Genomic DNA, 14,644 nt, shown 5'->3' on the forward strand with positions numbered 1-14,644 from the left:
TTTTATAATAATTAATATTTTTCACATTTGGCACACACTTTTTTTATAGAATTTCGTGAAATTAAAACATAAAGGAAATAAATGAAGAAAGTAATACTTGCAGGAATACTAACAATGAGCGCCAGCCTTTTTGCAGAGGTCGATTTAAATGAACATAAAACTATTGACAAGATAGCATTAGCAGGATTAAATGCAAACATAGCAAAAGTTGATAAAGCTGCAGCCGGTCGTTGGTATTTATATCAGGGAGAAACAGCTGTTTGGAGAAAAGTAAGAAATGATGAATTTGAACTTGACGGTGCAATTGAAGAGGCATATACGCATTTTCTAAATAAAATAAAAGAAAATAAAGACATAATTGGACAAACAAGTGTATTAAGACTGGGGGCACAGTTTGGAAAATATAACTTTAAAAAACAAGAATTTCCTCTGTCACTTATGAGTAAAAATTCGTATATATCATATTATGGATCCGTTTTGGCATATAACGGGAAGACTAAATTGTCATTTGATAATATTAATCCTAATAATACAATACTTCCAATGATAAAAGCAGATGCTAAGCAATTTATGAAAGCAAGAAAGAACAGCAGAGGCAGTGTAGATAGAGATTTGACTGCAAAATATTCTTATGTAATTAAAAAAATAATCTCTTCATCTGAAAATATTGAACAATGTCAGGAAAATTTTCGCGGATGTAGTGATGATATTAATGTGAAAGTGATCGGACATATAACGAAGCTGGAAATTTTAGGCAAAGATGGCAAAGTTTTAAAAACATATGACAACTATAAGTAAAAGTACAGATAACTGAAAAACGAAGGAATTAAAATGAGTGAAAAAAAACAAAGAGTAGAGGTCAATAGATAATGAAAAAAGTTTTATTAACAGTAAGTATTTTAGGTATAGTTATGTTTTCTGGATGCAGTTCTGATTCAAAAGAGTCTTTAAGACAAGAAATGAAAACACTTTTTCAAGATTGTTATAATTTGAAATATTCAAAAGAGGAATGCAGAGAAAAAGGTGTAGAACTTGGAGAAAGAATCAAAGACTTCAACAGAGGAGCCTCTTCAGAAGATAAAATCCGATTATAGTCTATAAAATTCTATCAAGAATGCAAGGTAGTGCAATGAATAAAATGATAATTACTATGATAATCTTACTGAACGGATTAGTCTATGCTGATTCTTATAGCAAAAAAAATATTTTAGGAGTATGGGAGGTTTCGTCAGTAAAACCAAATGGTTTTGCCTCCTTTGGAAAAGAATTTTCAAAAACCAGAGGTGAAATTTATACTCTTTCCTTTAACAAAAGGGGAGAAGTGAAAAATAAAACTACAAATACTGTGTATAACTATGAAGTTGTCAATGGAAATTTGAAAATCTATCCAACGAAAACATATAAAAAAAACTATAAAATCAAAGATAAAAGACATTATGACCTGTGGAAAATCTCAAAGAACTACGAGAATTGTTACCAAGCTAATATAGTGCAGAAAAAAATTCCGGGTTATTATCGTAAAAACGGGTATAAATGGTGTAAAGTACAAGAGTATCCGAAAATTATATTTAGTGTGTTTCCGTCTTCTTCTCTGCCACAACAAACAATGAAAAATCCCAATTAAGCTTTTTGGCAGAAAACAAAGGTTATCATTTAAATATATTAAAAAAGGGAAAGAGTAGATGCAAGCTGCGGACAGAAGTGTTACTATTGCAATAGATGAACTTCCTGATAATGTTGTTATTTATAAATTTGAAAAGAATGATTTTATTTTTGTGGATTTAAATAAAAATGTTGAGAAAACTGAAAATATTTCCAAGAAGAAGCTGATAGGCAAAAAATTGACAGAAGCGTTTCCCGGGGTAAAAGAGTTCGGGCTTTTTGATGTTTTGTTGCAGGTCCATGAAGACGGCAAAGCAAGAGATCTTGACACAAGGCTTTACAAAGATGAGAAGCTCAGCGGCTGGCGATATAACAGTGTAAGAAAACTGCCAAACGGTGAACTGATAGTCTTTTACAAAGATATGACGAGGTGTAAGCAGATGGAAGAAGAGTTGTATTATCTGGATAAAGAAACAGTGCTTGAGAGAAAAAAAGTGCAACTTCTTGCACAGGCTTTGGAACAGACTGATGACATGGTGTTGATTACCGATGCAAACGGTATCATAGAGTATGTCAATGATTCTGTGATTGAAAAAACAAAATATGAGAGAGAAGAACTGATAGGCAACAAAACAAATATTTTTAAATCAGGAAAACATACACAGGAGTTTTATAAGAATCTTTGGGAGACAATACTCGCTGGAAAGAATTATCATAATATTCTGATTGATAAGACAAAAGATGACAGGCTCTATTATGCAGACTTGAAAATAACACCGCTCTTTGATGAAAACAGAAATATTCAAAACTTTGTTTCGACAAGTACAGATATAACAAGCCGCATTGAAATGGAAAAAGAGCTGAAGAAACTGGCAACCATAGACAGCTTGACGGAAATATACAACCGTTACAAAATAGATGATGCGATAAATATAGAAATACAAAGATATAAACGCTATAAAGAACCGTTTTGCATACTAATGTTTGACATAGATCATTTTAAAGTTGTCAATGATACATACGGCCATGATATAGGAGACAGAGTGTTAAAAGCTTTGAGTCGTCTGGTTTTGAAGCATATTCGCAAAACTGATATATTTGGTCGCTGGGGAGGTGAAGAGTTTGTTGTCATACTGGAAAATACAACAAAAGAGAAGGCTGTTGTCATTGCCGAAAAAATAAGAAAGAGAGTTGAGGCATATACTATAGATAAAAAATATAAAATCACGATCAGTATAGGCGTTGCCGAGTATCAGGAGCCGCAGACGAGAGAAGAGCTGGTGAAAAAAGCAGATGACGCTTTGTACAGAGCGAAACAAAACGGGAGGAATCAGGTTGTTGCTGCATAAAAATTTATTGTTGGTTTTATTGTTGGCGGTTGTCAGTTTCAGCGGATGTGTATCGCATCAGGATAAAGGGTATTATGAGAGAGCAAACAAGGCAAGCGAGAAAGCACTGCAGAAGCTAGACAGAGAGTAAAAACTCTCTTATCTAAAGATTTTTATAACTCTTTTTCGTGTTTTGCCAAGTACTCGGCAACACCTTCGGCGTCAGGTTTCATACCCTCGTCACCTTTTTCCCAACCGGCAGGGCACACTTCACCGTACTCATCAGTAAACTGCTGTGCATCGATCATTCTGAGCATTTCATCAACATTACGTCCAAGTGGAAGGTCGTTGATAACCGCATGACGAACAATGCCTTTGTCATCTATTAAAAATGAACCGCGAAGTGCTACTGCATTGTTTAAAAGTACATCATAAGCACGGGAAATATCTTTTGTCAAGTCTGCAACAAGAGGGAAATTGATACGGCCGATTCCGCCTTTTTCAACCGGAGTTTCTCTCCATGCAAAGTGAGAAAACTGTGAATCAACTGAAACACCTACAACGTTCACACCTCGTTTTTGAAATTCATCGTATCTGTGAGAAAATGCAATGATTTCTGACGGGCAGACAAAAGTAAAGTCTAACGGGTAAAAGAATACAACTGTCCCTTTTTCACCGAAATTTTCGCTTAATTTGAAGTCTTCTACGATTGAGCCATCAGCTAAAACTGCTGTAGCTGTAAAATCTGGAGCTGGATTTGTTACTAACATATATATGTCCTTGTGTTTAATTTTATAAACCGATTCTATCTAATTTTTACTAATAAAAATCTATATTTTTTGAGTTAATTTATAACTTTTGATTTTGCCAGTGCGGCTTCTATCTCTTGGGTGCTTACATCACCGTCAAGCTTTAACGAAACATCGCCGTCTTTTCCGCTGACAGACATATTTTTGATTTTGCTTTTTGTGGCATCACTCATACATTCGCATTTTCCTGTGGCACAGTTTTCTACCATGGAAACGATATTTTGCTTTTTGACTGCACCACTGAAGGAAATTTTTACACCGCTGTCTGTTTTATTTACTTTTCTGTTCATCGCATAACTCCTCTTTTATGATTGGCAATAACTTTTTTTCTATTAAATTGAGAGTTTTTTCATACTCCGCTTCTGCTTTGCCGCTTGGATCTTCAAAGCTTACATGTAAGGTCTTTACCGCTTTGGCAAAGACGGGACAGCTCTCTTTTGCAGCGTCACAGACCGTAATGACCAGATCAAAAGGAGTATCCAGCACCGTTTCAATCACCTTTGAATGATACTCATCTTTCCAATACCCTTTTTGTTTGAGCAGTGCCTGTGCGTGAGGGTTTACCTTGCCGCTTGCTTTGACACCTGAACTTTGGGCATGCACACACTCACCAAGTTTCGCATTGACAAGGGCTTCGGCCATGATGGAGCGGCAGCTGTTGCCGGTGCAGAGAATTAAAACTTCTTTTTTTTGACTCATATTTTACATGCTCCGTTTTGGGATGATTTTTTCAAAGGCGGCAAGGCTATTTCCAAATGCCGAATTTCTCTTAAAGCCTCTGTGCGAAATCTGTCAAGCGGTGAGCGAATAGCATAAAATCCCCAGGTGCCTTTTCTCTCAACTCTTAAAAACCCGGCTTCTTTGAGTATTTTCAGGTGCCGTGAGAGACGAGACTGAATCATATCAAGCGATTCCTGCAAATCACAGACACAACACTCCCCGTATTCATCCAAAAATCGCAGTAAAAGGACTCTGGTTTCATCATTTAATGCCGAAACAGTTTTTAAAAATATTTCCATTGCATCCTCCGTTTGCAAAATTATAGCAGATAAAAACACAAATATCAAGATATATTGATTTATAGATTTTATTTCGTTATACTTTCACCAAAGCGTACAAATTATGCACAAAAGTTGTAACAGCCGGCACTGAAGTACCGGTTCCGAGGTCTTTTTGGAATAGAGATTGCGTCATGAAGTGAAGTAACTTTTTGGGAACCCGTACTTCAGTGCGGGCTTTGTGTCTTTTAAGCCTGATGCCATTAAGTTAAACAGCTTTTTCGGAACCGGTACTTCAGTGCCGGCTGGGAGCAGTAGGGCTGCAACAACAGTATTGATTTTAAAAATAGTATAAAAGGTGAAGTATGGTACTTGCATTTGGTTTGTTTTTAGTGACATTGGTTTTTATCATCTGGCAGCCCAGAGGTTTGCAGATTGGGACAACGGCGGTTATTGGCGCTGTCGTCGCTCTAGTGCTGGGTATAGTGAGTTTTGATGATGTGCTCACAGTGATAGATATAGTCTGGGATGCGACACTCTCTTTTATAGGCATTATCATCCTTTCCATGGTACTGGATGAAATAGGCTTTTTTGAATGGGCAGCCATTAAAATGGCGCGTCTCAGCGGTGGAAACGGAAACAAAATGTTTGTCTATATTTTACTCTTAGGGGCAGTTGTGGCAGCTTTCTTTGCTAATGACGGGGCAGCTTTGATTTTGACACCGATTTTACTGGCAAAGATGAAATACCTGAAAATGAAACCCTTGCCTATTTTTGCTTTTTTAATGGCAGGCGGTTTCATAGGCGATGCCGCATCAAATCCTCTGGTCATTTCAAACCTGACAAATATCGTAACAGTAGGCTACTTTGACATAGGTTTTGTGGAGTATGCCAAAAATATGTTCCTGCCAAATCTTTTGAGTATTTTTGCTTCCATTGCTGTTTTATGGATTTACTTTCGAAAGGATATTCCTTTACATGTAAACGTAGAAGCCTTGCCTGAAGCCTCTACAGTCATAAAAAGCTCTGTAATGTTTAAAATTTCATGGGCTTTTTTGGTACTTTTGATGTTGGGCTATTTTATAGGCGATAGATTTCACCTGCCCGTGTCTCTCTTTGCACTCGGCGGGGCTTTGGTGTTTTTGGCAATAGCAAACCATTACAAGACCGTCAAACCGATTATGACAATCAAAGCGGCACCCTGGCAGATTGTATGGTTCAGTATCGGGCTGTATGTTGTGGTGTACGGCTTGAAAAATGCAGGATTAACGGACATCATTGCCTCATGGATAGCAATGCTCAATACACAGGGCACAACGGCAGCTGTCCTAGGTACGGGCTTTTTGTCGGCCGTTATCAGTTCTGTGATGAACAATATGCCGACAATTATGATAATGGACATCGCCATAGATAAAGTCGGCTATGCAGGCAATGAAGCTTTGGTATATGCCAATATACTCGGAGCAAATCTTGGACCGAAAATGACACCCATAGGCTCTCTCGCAACACTGCTGTGGTTACATGTACTCGCACAAAAAGGACTCAAAATAGGCTGGAGCGAATACATGAAAGTAGGACTTATAGTAACACCTCCTGTTTTATTTATCGCACTTTTGGGATTAATTTAAGTTTTTTAAGTTTTAAGCCGATATAATGAGTATGATATATTAATGCAAGGAAGTAATATGAAAAGAAGCGGTTTTACTCTTATAGAGTTAATTTTCGTAATTGTGATCATTGGTGTTTTGGCAGCAGTAGCTGTTCCGAAATTTAAAAACTTGAAACAGAGTGCAGAGGCGAATAATATCATTAAAGTTACGACTGATATGGCAAGTGCGGGTGCATCTACAGCAGTAAATCAAAGAGACTTAGAAGATAATGCGACATATGCACTGCAGGATTTAGTAAATCTTAATGGTAAAAACTGGGTTTGGACGGATGCAAATACATCTCAATACCAAGATCCAAACAATGCTAATGCGGTTGTTGCACAGATTCAAATGACGGATAACTCTACCATTGTTTATGGTGTTGATTGTAATCAGCTTGGTGATCCTCAAACAAAAGCAAAATGTGCCAAGTTGAATGACAATAACAGCACGACAGCACACACTATAACATTTTAATTATATTATAAAGAAGGGATAGTCTCTCTTCTTTATATAAAGGGCTTGTTTGAAAAAAGCATTTACACTCATAGAACTAATTTTTGTTATTGTAATCATCGGTGTTTTAGCCGCAGTTGCTATACCAAAATTTAGTCACCTCTCTTCAAATGCCAAAATCTCTTCTGAAATGGCAACGGCTGCGACGGTGCAGTCTGCACTCGATGATATTCATGCCGACTGGATAACCGCTGAGGGTACATTCAGCTGGGGAAACGGCAACAGTATTGACTGTAACAACGGGAGTGATACTCTTTTTGACTGTGACAACGGTTACCCTAAAAAACTGGGTGAGTGTGCAGCAACAAATTCCCAGGCTTTTAAGTATCTGCTGAAAAATCCGGCAAGTGTGGATGCAAAATGGAGCTGCACGGCAAACAACGACTACCACGGACCGGCATCAAGCACAAACAGCGGTATTGGCGAAAACAGCAGTGACAAACCTGACAGTACAGACCATTGGGAATACAATGATGTCAACGGAACTTTTATACTTATAGAGGGATAGAACTTTCTTATAAATTTGACATTTTGTGTATAATCCATAAAGCAAATCCCAGTATAAATGCACTTACAATTGCTATACCGATACTCCCTGTCTCTATATCCATTCTGACTCCTTTAGTTTGCCATATCGACCATATTCCACATTGGCAGGAAAATTCCAAGTGCAAGCATTAAAACAAATCCTGCAATTGCCCCGAGCAGTATAGGCTCTATCAGTGTAGCAATATTGTCGACAATATAGCTGAATCTGTCTTTGTAAATCTTGACAACTTTTTGCAGCATTTTATCCAAACCGCCACCGGTTTCACCCGCTTTTATCATCTCAACAACCATATTTTCAAAAAGTTCTGTCTCTTCAAAACCCTGGTTCAGACTTTTCCCCTCTTCGATAGCACTCGCAATTCTGTCTACTTTTTGTTTGATGTAGACATTGTCTATAATTCCGGAGGCTATGCGGAGGGCTTCAAGCATGGGAATTCCTGCTTTGACAAGTACGCTGAACACATAGACAAAACGACTGATCATTGCAAAAAAAGTTGCTTTGCCGATAATGTAAATTTTAAGTATCAGTTTATCCAAAAACATATGAACTTTGTCGCTCTTTTTATACATGTAAGAAATAGTAAGCGCCAAAAATACAGCACCAGCAAGAATATAGGGACCATAGACACGTAAAGCATACTCCAGCCAGAGTAAAAACTTTGTCGGCAGAGGCAGTTCCATTTGTGAACTTTCAAAGATAGATTTAAACTGGGGAATAACAAAAATTGTCACAACACTAAATGCAATACCCATGGCTGTCACGATGACCAGCGGATAGCGTGTGGCTTTTTTGAATTTTTTTCGGTTATCCAGAATGTCTTGGAGTATATCGGTGAGATGTGTGAGTGATTCGGCTATTTGGCCTGTCTCTTCACCAAGCTGAATCATGGCAACAGTGAGACTTCCAAGCTGCTCTTGAAACGGAAGCACGGAAGCATAAAAACCTTTTCCGCTCTCTATGTCGTTTAAAACTTTTTCAAATATGGCTTTGAGCGCTTTGTCTTCCTGGTGTTTTGTTACTTCGCTGAGTGTATAGTTGAGAGGAAGCCCTGCATCAAGCATAATTGCCATTTGATCGAGCAGTGCTATGAGCCTCTCCTGATCAACTTTTCCCTTGCCTATAGGGTCGTTGTATTTTGCCAAAAGGTCTTGAAATGACTGTTCAAGCGGTTTTGAAGTCTCTTGAATTTTTACAAGAACGCCAAGTTCCATTTCAAAAAACTTCTCCATGGCTTCTATCTTGTTTTGTGCTTCGAGAACAACGGAGGAACGTTTTTTTCCAAATTTGTAATCAATTTTAAAATACTTCACTCTAATGTTCCTTGGTTACACGCAGTACTTCCGCAACAGTTGTTATCCCTTTGAGTACCTTGTTCATTCCGTCGTAAATCATTGGCTTGTATTTTCCCGCTTTTTCTGCATACTCTGCCAAAACTATTTTATTTGCATTTTCAGAGATAAGCTTTGCGGTATCTTCATCAAGAGCAAAAACTTCTGAAATCATTGTTCTGTTGAAATACCCTGTAAAATCACATTTTGAGCACCCTTTCCCTTCATAAACAACAGCGTCAGGCTTGATATATTTTTCTACTTTTGGCAGTTGGGATTTTTGTATTTTTACCTCATGCTTGCAGTAGGGACAAATCTTTCTTACAAGACGCTGTCCTACAACACCGATAAGAGAATCTGAAATCAAGTAGGGTTTTAGCCCCATCTGTACCATTCTCGGTATTGCTCCCGGGGCATCGTTTGTGTGGAGTGTTGAGAGTACGAGATGTCCGGTAAGGGCAGCCTGGGATGCAGCATCAAGGGTTTCGCTGTCACGAATTTCACCGATGAGGATAATATCAGGATCCTGGCGTAAAAAAGATTTTATTGCTCTTGCAAAAGTGAGTCCTGTTTTTTCGTTTACCTGGATTTGCTGTACAAGAGGTAGTCTGTACTCAACAGGATCTTCTGCCGTCATAACCTTGTTGGAGATGCTTTTTATCTCATTGAGTGCCGCATACAGAGTGGTTGTTTTACCAGAACCCGTAGGTCCGGTAATGAGTAAAATGCCGTGAGGCGAGGTAATCAGGTCATTAAATGCTTCCAGGTTTTCATCTGCAAAGCCCAAATCTTCGAGTTTTAAAAGAACTTTTTCTCTGTCGAGGATTCTCATAACGATAGATTCGCCAAAGATAGTCGGCGTGGTAGAGAGTCTGAAATCATAGGCTTTGTCAAAAAGGTTCAAAGAGAATCTTCCGTCCTGGGGAACCCTCTTTTCGGATATGTCTATATTGCCTAAAAGTTTGATGCGTGAAGAGATGGCATGGTAAATCTCCATATCAAAAATGAAGTTTTCAAACAAAACGCCGTCTATACGGGAGCGTACAATCATTCTGTCATTGTCTTCGGGTTCTATGTGGATATCACTGGCTCTTTTTGCAATAGCATCGCTGATGAGCAGTCGAATAAGCCGCATAACAGCGCTGTCTTCTCCCTCTTTTTTTAATCCCTCTGTCTGTAACTCTTTTTTTACTTCATCTATAAGGACTTTGGTTTTTTTAAGCGTCTCTATTCTTTTGAAAATAACATTAATGTCATCTTCATAGGCCAAAGAAATTTTCATCGGTTTGATGGATATGCTTCTTTCCAAATTCTCCAAAGCATCATAATTAAGCGGATCGCTGGTTGCCATATAGATGAAGTCCTCATCCTCTTTAAAAGGAATGGCATGGGCGACTTTTAGTAAATTTATCGGGTACCTTGCAACAATTTTTTCAAAATCAATTTTTTCGCCAAAAAGGTCGACAAAAGGAATTTTGAGTTGAGTTGCAAGCATTTTAAGCAGTTCTTTTTGTGAAATATACCCCTCGTCAATAAAAATTTCACCGAGTTTTTTTGTAAAGTTAAGCTCTTTTTGTTTGGCCAGAGCAGATTCAAGCTGCTCTTGTGTGATATATCCTTTTTCAATCAGCAGGTCACCGAGTCTTATCTTTTTGTTTATCATTGAGTATGCTCCCATTGTTTTAACAGGCTTTGCGCTGCATCCGAATTTTCATACTGCAAATATATATGCAACAATTGCCTGGCTTTGGCACCCTGATGCAGTGCATAAAGAGATTTTGCATAAATTATCCAGGATTGTGCATCACTTTTGTTAAGCTGATTTGCTTTTTTTGCCCAAACTATCGCTTTTTTGTAGTTGCCTTCTTTGTAATAGTTGCGTGCTATGACAAGTGCTACGGCATAATTTGGAGTCTGTGCAAATCTCTTTTGAAGCTCCTGTGTACCAGCACTTTGCACTTTGATCATAGGGGGTACTGTCTTTTGTGCATTTTTTTGTATTTGCAACGGCGGAACTGCTTTTTTAGCTTTTTCTTTTTTTTCTGGCACTGTTTTTTGCTGCAGGGCATCATTGTTTTGTGTCCGGATAACATAGTCCAGTTTTTTTCTTTGTGCCAGTTTTATATAGGGATCAAGGTCTTGCAAAGTGTCTGATTCATTACATACAAGGTGGATGTAAACAGAAGACTGCTGCAGTTTGCAATTGACAAAACCAAGAGTCTCGAGATGCTTTTTTTCATTTTTGATTCTGTTTATATAGCGTGGAGATGCTACCAAAAACTGCAAAGAGTATTTTTTTGCATCTGTTTGCACTTTTTTTGATGCTTTTTTGACTTTTTCTCTTTGCACTTCTTTTTTAGGTGCTGTTTTTTTTACAGGATGCGCACTAACAACAGCTTTGGGTTTTGCAGGAGTTTTTCTCTCAGGAAGAGTCGATACCTGCTCAAGCGCATAAAGATAAAGAAGCAGAGCTGCGATAATTACAGAAACAGCGACAAGGGCATATTTCAGTTTTTTTTTCATTGCATATTTTTTACAGCGTTTTTGCAAGTCGTCAAAATTATGCATTGATCAGCCCTCCGTCTATGGCAGCCATAGTCAGAATACATTTGTTAAATGCTTTGTAATGCTCTTTATCATTTTTTTGTGCATAGTCAATGAGTAAAAAGGAGGTATAGAGAAGTTTTTTGAGTACGCGCATATTGCCGTTACTGAGTCTGTATATATCTTTTATATGTTTTTTTGTGATTTCACCGGCAAGCATAGAGGCGTTTTTATTTTGCAGTTCTGTGTAAATGTACTCTCTGCACTCCTGCATTGAAATATTTTGCAATTTGAGAACCTTGTGCGGTCTTGATGCAAACTGTGGCTCTTTGAGTATCTTTTGTGACTCATGCTCATGCATAGCGAGGATAAACCAGAATGCCTTGGAATCTGCCAGAATCCGAATGATTTCAATCATATCTTTAGAGAGCAGCTGTGCTTCATCGAGCACTACTATATAGTTTGAATTCTGGTATAAAGAGATGACCTGCTTGATGAGTTCTTCTAAGGAGTAGTTGGCAACTTCTGTCTGCGTTTTTTGAATTAGAATTTTTACGAAGTCTATAGGTTCCAAAAAAGGAATGTCAAATTTGATAATGTCATAAGTAAACTGTTCTTCGATGTAATTTAAAAAAGCACTTTTTCCTACGCCTGGTTCGCCTGTTAAAAAGAGGAGTTGTTTTGTATTGTTGTTTAAGATGCTCTCTATTGTATTTTTTATGTGAAGCACTTCACTGTTTTGATGATAATGTTCAGAACTGTTTTGTTCTTCAAAACACTGGGCAAGTTCTAAATAGTTCATTTGGCAAACCTACCCATTGGTTGTATTCTCAATGGTACTGTTTTTGTCAAAAGTTGATTGAAAAAACGGATCTTTTAAATCAATGTCTCTGAGTGTCGGCATAGCTTTTGTCGTTACAACATGGGGCTGTATGATAATAAACATCTCCGTTTTTTGTTTTATCTTCTCTTTATAGTTAAAGAGAGATCCAAAAAACGGGATATCTCCCAAAAGAGGTACTTTTACAGAAGAACCGCCTTTAGTGATGCTGACAAGCCCGCCAATGACTATTTTTTCATTGTTTTTTATACGTACAATAGAGGTCATCTGCTTTATTTTTGTATCAGGCGGAATCTCCCGTGTAGCACTTGAAGCGGTGTTTGTTGTGGAGGTGTTGTCAGCGAGTTTGGAAACCACAGGATTTATTTTCATAATGATTTCATTGTTTTCGCTGACTTCGGGAATAACATAAAGAGTAACACCTATAAAGGTCGAACCGACAGAAAAAGTGTTGGTTCCGGCCGCTGTGCCGCCTGTCGTTGTCACGGAACCTGTCTGGAATTTATAGGAGAGTTGCTCTCCTACATTGATAACAGCAGGCTGGTTGTTCATTGTGACAACTTTTGGGTTGGAGAGGACTTTGATGTCCCCGTATGTTTTTAAATATTTTAAAAACTTTGCTGTTGAAAAACTGTATGCCAGATTATAGGAAGGTTTGTTTAAAAGTGTGGCATCAACAGCTCCGGGGTCATTGCTTATACTCCCGCTTAAAGAGATGTCAAGTTTGCTCCAGTCGATGCCTGTTGAGGAGCTGTCATCATAGGTGAGTTCTATTATTTTTGCTTCTATAGCCACCTGTTTGTGCATTTTTTTCAGTAAAACATTAAGGTATCTGTCTACCTTTTCCAGGTTCTTTTTTGTTGTGGTGATGGTTAAAAGAGAAGCATCTTTGTTAATGAAAATTCGTACATTTTCTTTTGTATGAAACAGTTTTGAAATATTACTGTACAGATTGTCCCAATAAGTAAATTTTGATTTTGAGCTAATAGTGGTAAAATCATTGGAAGATGAAGTTCCTCTGTTTTGGCGTCCGTTGTTGCCTCCGGCACCGCCGCCACCGCCAAATCCGCCGCCACCGCCAGAAAGGCCACCTGCGCCTCCTCCTGTATTACCTGCCGCAATACCTGCTGCTCCTGTTGTAATGGACTTACTGCTTTCACTGCTTAACTCACTTAGATATATATAATCAACACTGAAGGTTTTTGTTCGCAAATACTGTACTTCCAGGGTATTTTTTGTAGGCTCATAGGTATAAAAAAGATTTGCCTCGTTAAACAGAAAGTCTAAAAACTGCTCAAAAGTATAGTTGTTAATATTGACATAATCCAGTTTTTTATGAAGCATTTTTTTGGATACGTCATCATTGAATACAATAGAGAGCTTACAGGTAGCACTTAATTCTTTTAAAATCGAAGCGACTTCTATAGCACTTTTTTGTTTTTGTTTGTAGGCACTGAGTGAGAAGAGCTGGTTTTCACAAACAGTGGATCCAAACAGGGTATGTGCGAGGAACAGTAAAAGTAGTATTTTCATTTTTCTTCTCTTTTTGCTTGTTTGATTTGGATAAGGTGGTTTTTTTGCAAATGCAGTATTTTTAGACGGCTGCGGTTTTGCAAAACAACGGATTGTTTATATATTTTCTTTATTTTATAGCCCTGGATTTTTTCACCGACAGTATAAAATCTGTTGTTGACAAAGGCACGGTTGTTGTAAATTGCACTGAGTACAAAAGAGTTGCTCTGCCTTTTGGTGGCATGGCGTGTATGCAGTATTTTCTGACTTTTGTAAAAAGGGTCATAGTTGACAATGGGCAGAGAGTTTGCATATAAAAAAGGAAAACACACAGAGGCTAAAATCACTTTTTTCATTTCTCAACTCCATAAAATTTTACTTCAAAAGAGAAAAGCGGTTGATTCGTTTCTTGCAAAAAAATGTGCAGGTTCTCAACTTTTATCAGCATGGTACTTTTTTCTACGCTGCGCAAAAAAGAGAGTTCATTTAAAAATCGTCCGCTGGCATTGACATCGATGACCTTTTTCAGTTTTAAATTCCCTATGTAGGGTTTGTTCTCATTGTGCAGAGTGATGGCTTGAATCAAGACACCTTTGTGCAAAGAATTATCTAAAAGTTTGTCCAAAAAGAGACTGATTGACTTTTTGGAAATAAACAGAAAACTTTTTGAATCCAGTTTATGCTGAAAATAATTCAACTGCTCTCTGTCTTGCTCAATTGCTGTTTTGTTTTTTACAATCTCTTTTTTTAAACGAACTGTTTTTGCCAAAAGCAGCCTAAGAGTCGGTTTGCTTAACTCTTTTTGCAGTGCTTCTGTCTTTTTTAGGTTGGCATCAAACTCATCCAGGGCAGAGGAAAGAAACAGAAAGTAAAAAAGAGCAAACAGTATAAAAGGAATAGCAATATATATGCCAGTTTTTTTTCTGGAATCTAAATTCTCTATCTCTTCAAATTTATCTCTTAGCAT

The 14,644-nt window shown here is 37.7% G+C and carries 19 protein-coding genes; 8 read left to right on the forward strand and 11 right to left on the reverse strand.

Annotated features, from left to right (window positions below; genetic code table 11):
* The first annotated feature begins 81 nt into the window (after positions 1–81).
* The 5 genes from MLC35_RS02355 (at position 82) to MLC35_RS02375 (ending at position 3,081) form a co-directional block, all read left to right on the forward strand.
* Entirely contained in the window at positions 82–798 is a 717-nt protein-coding gene (locus MLC35_RS02355) for a DUF4852 domain-containing protein (protein WP_151901025.1), read from the forward strand.
* A 71-nt stretch (positions 799–869) separates the two neighbouring features.
* On the forward strand, positions 870–1,094 hold the full coding sequence (locus MLC35_RS02360; RefSeq protein ID WP_151901024.1) for a hypothetical protein: 225 nt from the start codon (positions 870–872) through the stop codon (positions 1,092–1,094).
* A 35-nt stretch (positions 1,095–1,129) separates the two neighbouring features.
* Positions 1,130–1,624, forward strand: a complete 495-nt coding sequence (locus MLC35_RS02365; RefSeq protein ID WP_434637640.1) for a hypothetical protein — start codon at positions 1,130–1,132, stop codon at positions 1,622–1,624.
* A 58-nt stretch (positions 1,625–1,682) separates the two neighbouring features.
* Entirely contained in the window at positions 1,683–2,951 is a 1,269-nt protein-coding gene (locus tag MLC35_RS02370) for a diguanylate cyclase (RefSeq protein WP_434637642.1), read from the forward strand.
* Positions 2,941–3,081, forward strand: a complete 141-nt coding sequence (locus MLC35_RS02375) for a hypothetical protein (RefSeq protein ID WP_346389336.1) — start codon at positions 2,941–2,943, stop codon at positions 3,079–3,081. The genes MLC35_RS02370 and MLC35_RS02375 overlap by 11 nt, the downstream gene beginning before the upstream one ends.
* A 22-nt stretch (positions 3,082–3,103) precedes the next feature.
* Here MLC35_RS02375 and MLC35_RS02380 read toward each other — a convergent pair whose 3' ends face one another.
* The 4 genes from MLC35_RS02380 to MLC35_RS02395 all read right to left on the reverse strand — a co-directional run bounded on the left by MLC35_RS02380 (position 3,104) and on the right by MLC35_RS02395 (position 4,758).
* A complete protein-coding gene (locus MLC35_RS02380) occupies positions 3,104–3,700 on the reverse strand; it encodes a peroxiredoxin (RefSeq protein ID WP_151901021.1) in 597 nt (198 codons plus the stop codon).
* Positions 3,701–3,774: 74 nt separating this feature from the next.
* Positions 3,775–4,029: a hypothetical protein gene (locus MLC35_RS02385; protein ID WP_151901020.1), complete on the reverse strand. Its 255-nt coding sequence runs from the start codon at positions 4,027–4,029 to the stop codon at positions 3,775–3,777.
* On the reverse strand, positions 4,010–4,438 hold the full coding sequence (locus MLC35_RS02390) for an arsenate reductase ArsC (protein WP_151901019.1): 429 nt from the start codon (positions 4,436–4,438) through the stop codon (positions 4,010–4,012). The genes MLC35_RS02385 and MLC35_RS02390 overlap by 20 nt, the downstream gene beginning before the upstream one ends.
* Positions 4,435–4,758 (reverse strand): ArsR/SmtB family transcription factor, encoded by a 324-nt coding sequence (locus MLC35_RS02395; RefSeq protein ID WP_434637644.1) that lies wholly within the window; start codon positions 4,756–4,758, stop codon positions 4,435–4,437. Before MLC35_RS02395 ends, MLC35_RS02390 begins: the two co-directional genes overlap by 4 nt.
* Before the next feature lie 344 nt (positions 4,759–5,102).
* Here MLC35_RS02395 and MLC35_RS02400 point away from each other — a divergent pair, with 344 nt between their 5' ends.
* From MLC35_RS02400 to MLC35_RS02410, 3 genes are read left to right on the forward strand one after another with little or no spacing between them, the layout of a single operon-like run.
* Positions 5,103–6,365, forward strand: a complete 1,263-nt coding sequence (locus tag MLC35_RS02400) for an arsenic transporter (protein ID WP_434637646.1) — start codon at positions 5,103–5,105, stop codon at positions 6,363–6,365.
* Positions 6,366–6,422: 57 nt separating this feature from the next.
* The gene (locus MLC35_RS02405) at positions 6,423–6,863 is read left to right on the forward strand and encodes a prepilin-type N-terminal cleavage/methylation domain-containing protein (protein ID WP_283949347.1); all 441 of its coding nucleotides are present in this window, start codon (positions 6,423–6,425) and stop codon (positions 6,861–6,863) included.
* A 49-nt stretch (positions 6,864–6,912) separates the two neighbouring features.
* The gene (locus tag MLC35_RS02410; RefSeq protein WP_434637649.1) at positions 6,913–7,410 is read left to right on the forward strand and encodes a type II secretion system protein; all 498 of its coding nucleotides are present in this window, start codon (positions 6,913–6,915) and stop codon (positions 7,408–7,410) included.
* Positions 7,411–7,523: 113 nt separating this feature from the next.
* Here the strand turns inward: MLC35_RS02410 and MLC35_RS02415 are convergent, their stop codons facing one another.
* The 7 genes from MLC35_RS02415 to MLC35_RS02445 are packed head-to-tail and all read right to left on the reverse strand — an operon-like array spanning position 7,524 to position 14,644.
* Positions 7,524–8,762, reverse strand: coding sequence for a type II secretion system F family protein (locus MLC35_RS02415; RefSeq protein WP_151901015.1), 1,239 nt, complete (start codon positions 8,760–8,762; stop codon positions 7,524–7,526).
* A 1-nt stretch (position 8,763) separates the two neighbouring features.
* A complete protein-coding gene (locus tag MLC35_RS02420) occupies positions 8,764–10,443 on the reverse strand; it encodes a GspE/PulE family protein (protein ID WP_434637651.1) in 1,680 nt (559 codons plus the stop codon).
* On the reverse strand, positions 10,440–11,348 hold the full coding sequence (locus tag MLC35_RS02425) for a tetratricopeptide repeat protein (protein WP_434637653.1): 909 nt from the start codon (positions 11,346–11,348) through the stop codon (positions 10,440–10,442). Before MLC35_RS02425 ends, MLC35_RS02420 begins: the two co-directional genes overlap by 4 nt.
* The gene (locus MLC35_RS02430) at positions 11,341–12,126 is read right to left on the reverse strand and encodes an AAA family ATPase (RefSeq protein ID WP_418641040.1); all 786 of its coding nucleotides are present in this window, start codon (positions 12,124–12,126) and stop codon (positions 11,341–11,343) included. The genes MLC35_RS02425 and MLC35_RS02430 overlap by 8 nt, the downstream gene beginning before the upstream one ends.
* Positions 12,127–12,135: 9 nt before the next feature.
* Positions 12,136–13,698 carry a type II secretion system protein GspD gene (locus MLC35_RS02435; protein ID WP_151901011.1) on the reverse strand — a complete coding sequence of 521 codons (1,563 nt, stop codon included), beginning with the start codon at positions 13,696–13,698 and terminating at the stop codon, positions 12,136–12,138.
* On the reverse strand, positions 13,695–14,033 hold the full coding sequence (locus tag MLC35_RS02440; RefSeq protein WP_418641041.1) for a hypothetical protein: 339 nt from the start codon (positions 14,031–14,033) through the stop codon (positions 13,695–13,697). The genes MLC35_RS02435 and MLC35_RS02440 overlap by 4 nt, the downstream gene beginning before the upstream one ends.
* Positions 14,030–14,644, reverse strand: a complete 615-nt coding sequence (locus MLC35_RS02445) for a hypothetical protein (protein ID WP_434581122.1) — start codon at positions 14,642–14,644, stop codon at positions 14,030–14,032. Before MLC35_RS02445 ends, MLC35_RS02440 begins: the two co-directional genes overlap by 4 nt.

This window comes from Sulfurimonas sp. NW7, from assembly GCF_051132265.1.
In the GTDB taxonomy this organism is placed as follows: Bacteria; Campylobacterota; Campylobacteria; order Campylobacterales; family Sulfurimonadaceae; genus Sulfurimonas; species Sulfurimonas hydrogeniphila.

Coding starts and splice junctions, on each gene's coding strand:
- MLC35_RS02400 (WP_434637646.1), top strand. CDS start 5,103: ATGGTACTTGCATTTGGTTTGTTTTTAGTGACATTGGTTTTTATCATC.
- MLC35_RS02370 (WP_434637642.1), top strand. CDS start 1,683: ATGCAAGCTGCGGACAGAAGTGTTACTATTGCAATAGATGAACTTCCT.
- MLC35_RS02395 (WP_434637644.1), bottom strand. CDS start 4,758: ATGGAAATATTTTTAAAAACTGTTTCGGCATTAAATGATGAAACCAGA.
- MLC35_RS02360 (WP_151901024.1), top strand. CDS start 870: ATGAAAAAAGTTTTATTAACAGTAAGTATTTTAGGTATAGTTATGTTT.
- MLC35_RS02425 (WP_434637653.1), bottom strand. CDS start 11,348: ATGCATAATTTTGACGACTTGCAAAAACGCTGTAAAAAATATGCAATG.
- MLC35_RS02445 (WP_434581122.1), bottom strand. CDS start 14,644: ATGCTAAGAGATAAATTTGAAGAGATAGAGAATTTAGATTCCAGAAAA.
- MLC35_RS02385 (WP_151901020.1), bottom strand. CDS start 4,029: ATGAACAGAAAAGTAAATAAAACAGACAGCGGTGTAAAAATTTCCTTC.
- MLC35_RS02430 (WP_418641040.1), bottom strand. CDS start 12,126: ATGAACTATTTAGAACTTGCCCAGTGTTTTGAAGAACAAAACAGTTCT.
- MLC35_RS02405 (WP_283949347.1), top strand. CDS start 6,423: ATGAAAAGAAGCGGTTTTACTCTTATAGAGTTAATTTTCGTAATTGTG.
- MLC35_RS02435 (WP_151901011.1), bottom strand. CDS start 13,698: ATGAAAATACTACTTTTACTGTTCCTCGCACATACCCTGTTTGGATCC.
- MLC35_RS02440 (WP_418641041.1), bottom strand. CDS start 14,033: ATGAAAAAAGTGATTTTAGCCTCTGTGTGTTTTCCTTTTTTATATGCA.
- MLC35_RS02380 (WP_151901021.1), bottom strand. CDS start 3,700: ATGTTAGTAACAAATCCAGCTCCAGATTTTACAGCTACAGCAGTTTTA.
- MLC35_RS02355 (WP_151901025.1), top strand. CDS start 82: ATGAAGAAAGTAATACTTGCAGGAATACTAACAATGAGCGCCAGCCTT.
- MLC35_RS02365 (WP_434637640.1), top strand. CDS start 1,130: ATGAATAAAATGATAATTACTATGATAATCTTACTGAACGGATTAGTC.
- MLC35_RS02420 (WP_434637651.1), bottom strand. CDS start 10,443: ATGATAAACAAAAAGATAAGACTCGGTGACCTGCTGATTGAAAAAGGA.
- MLC35_RS02390 (WP_151901019.1), bottom strand. CDS start 4,438: ATGAGTCAAAAAAAAGAAGTTTTAATTCTCTGCACCGGCAACAGCTGC.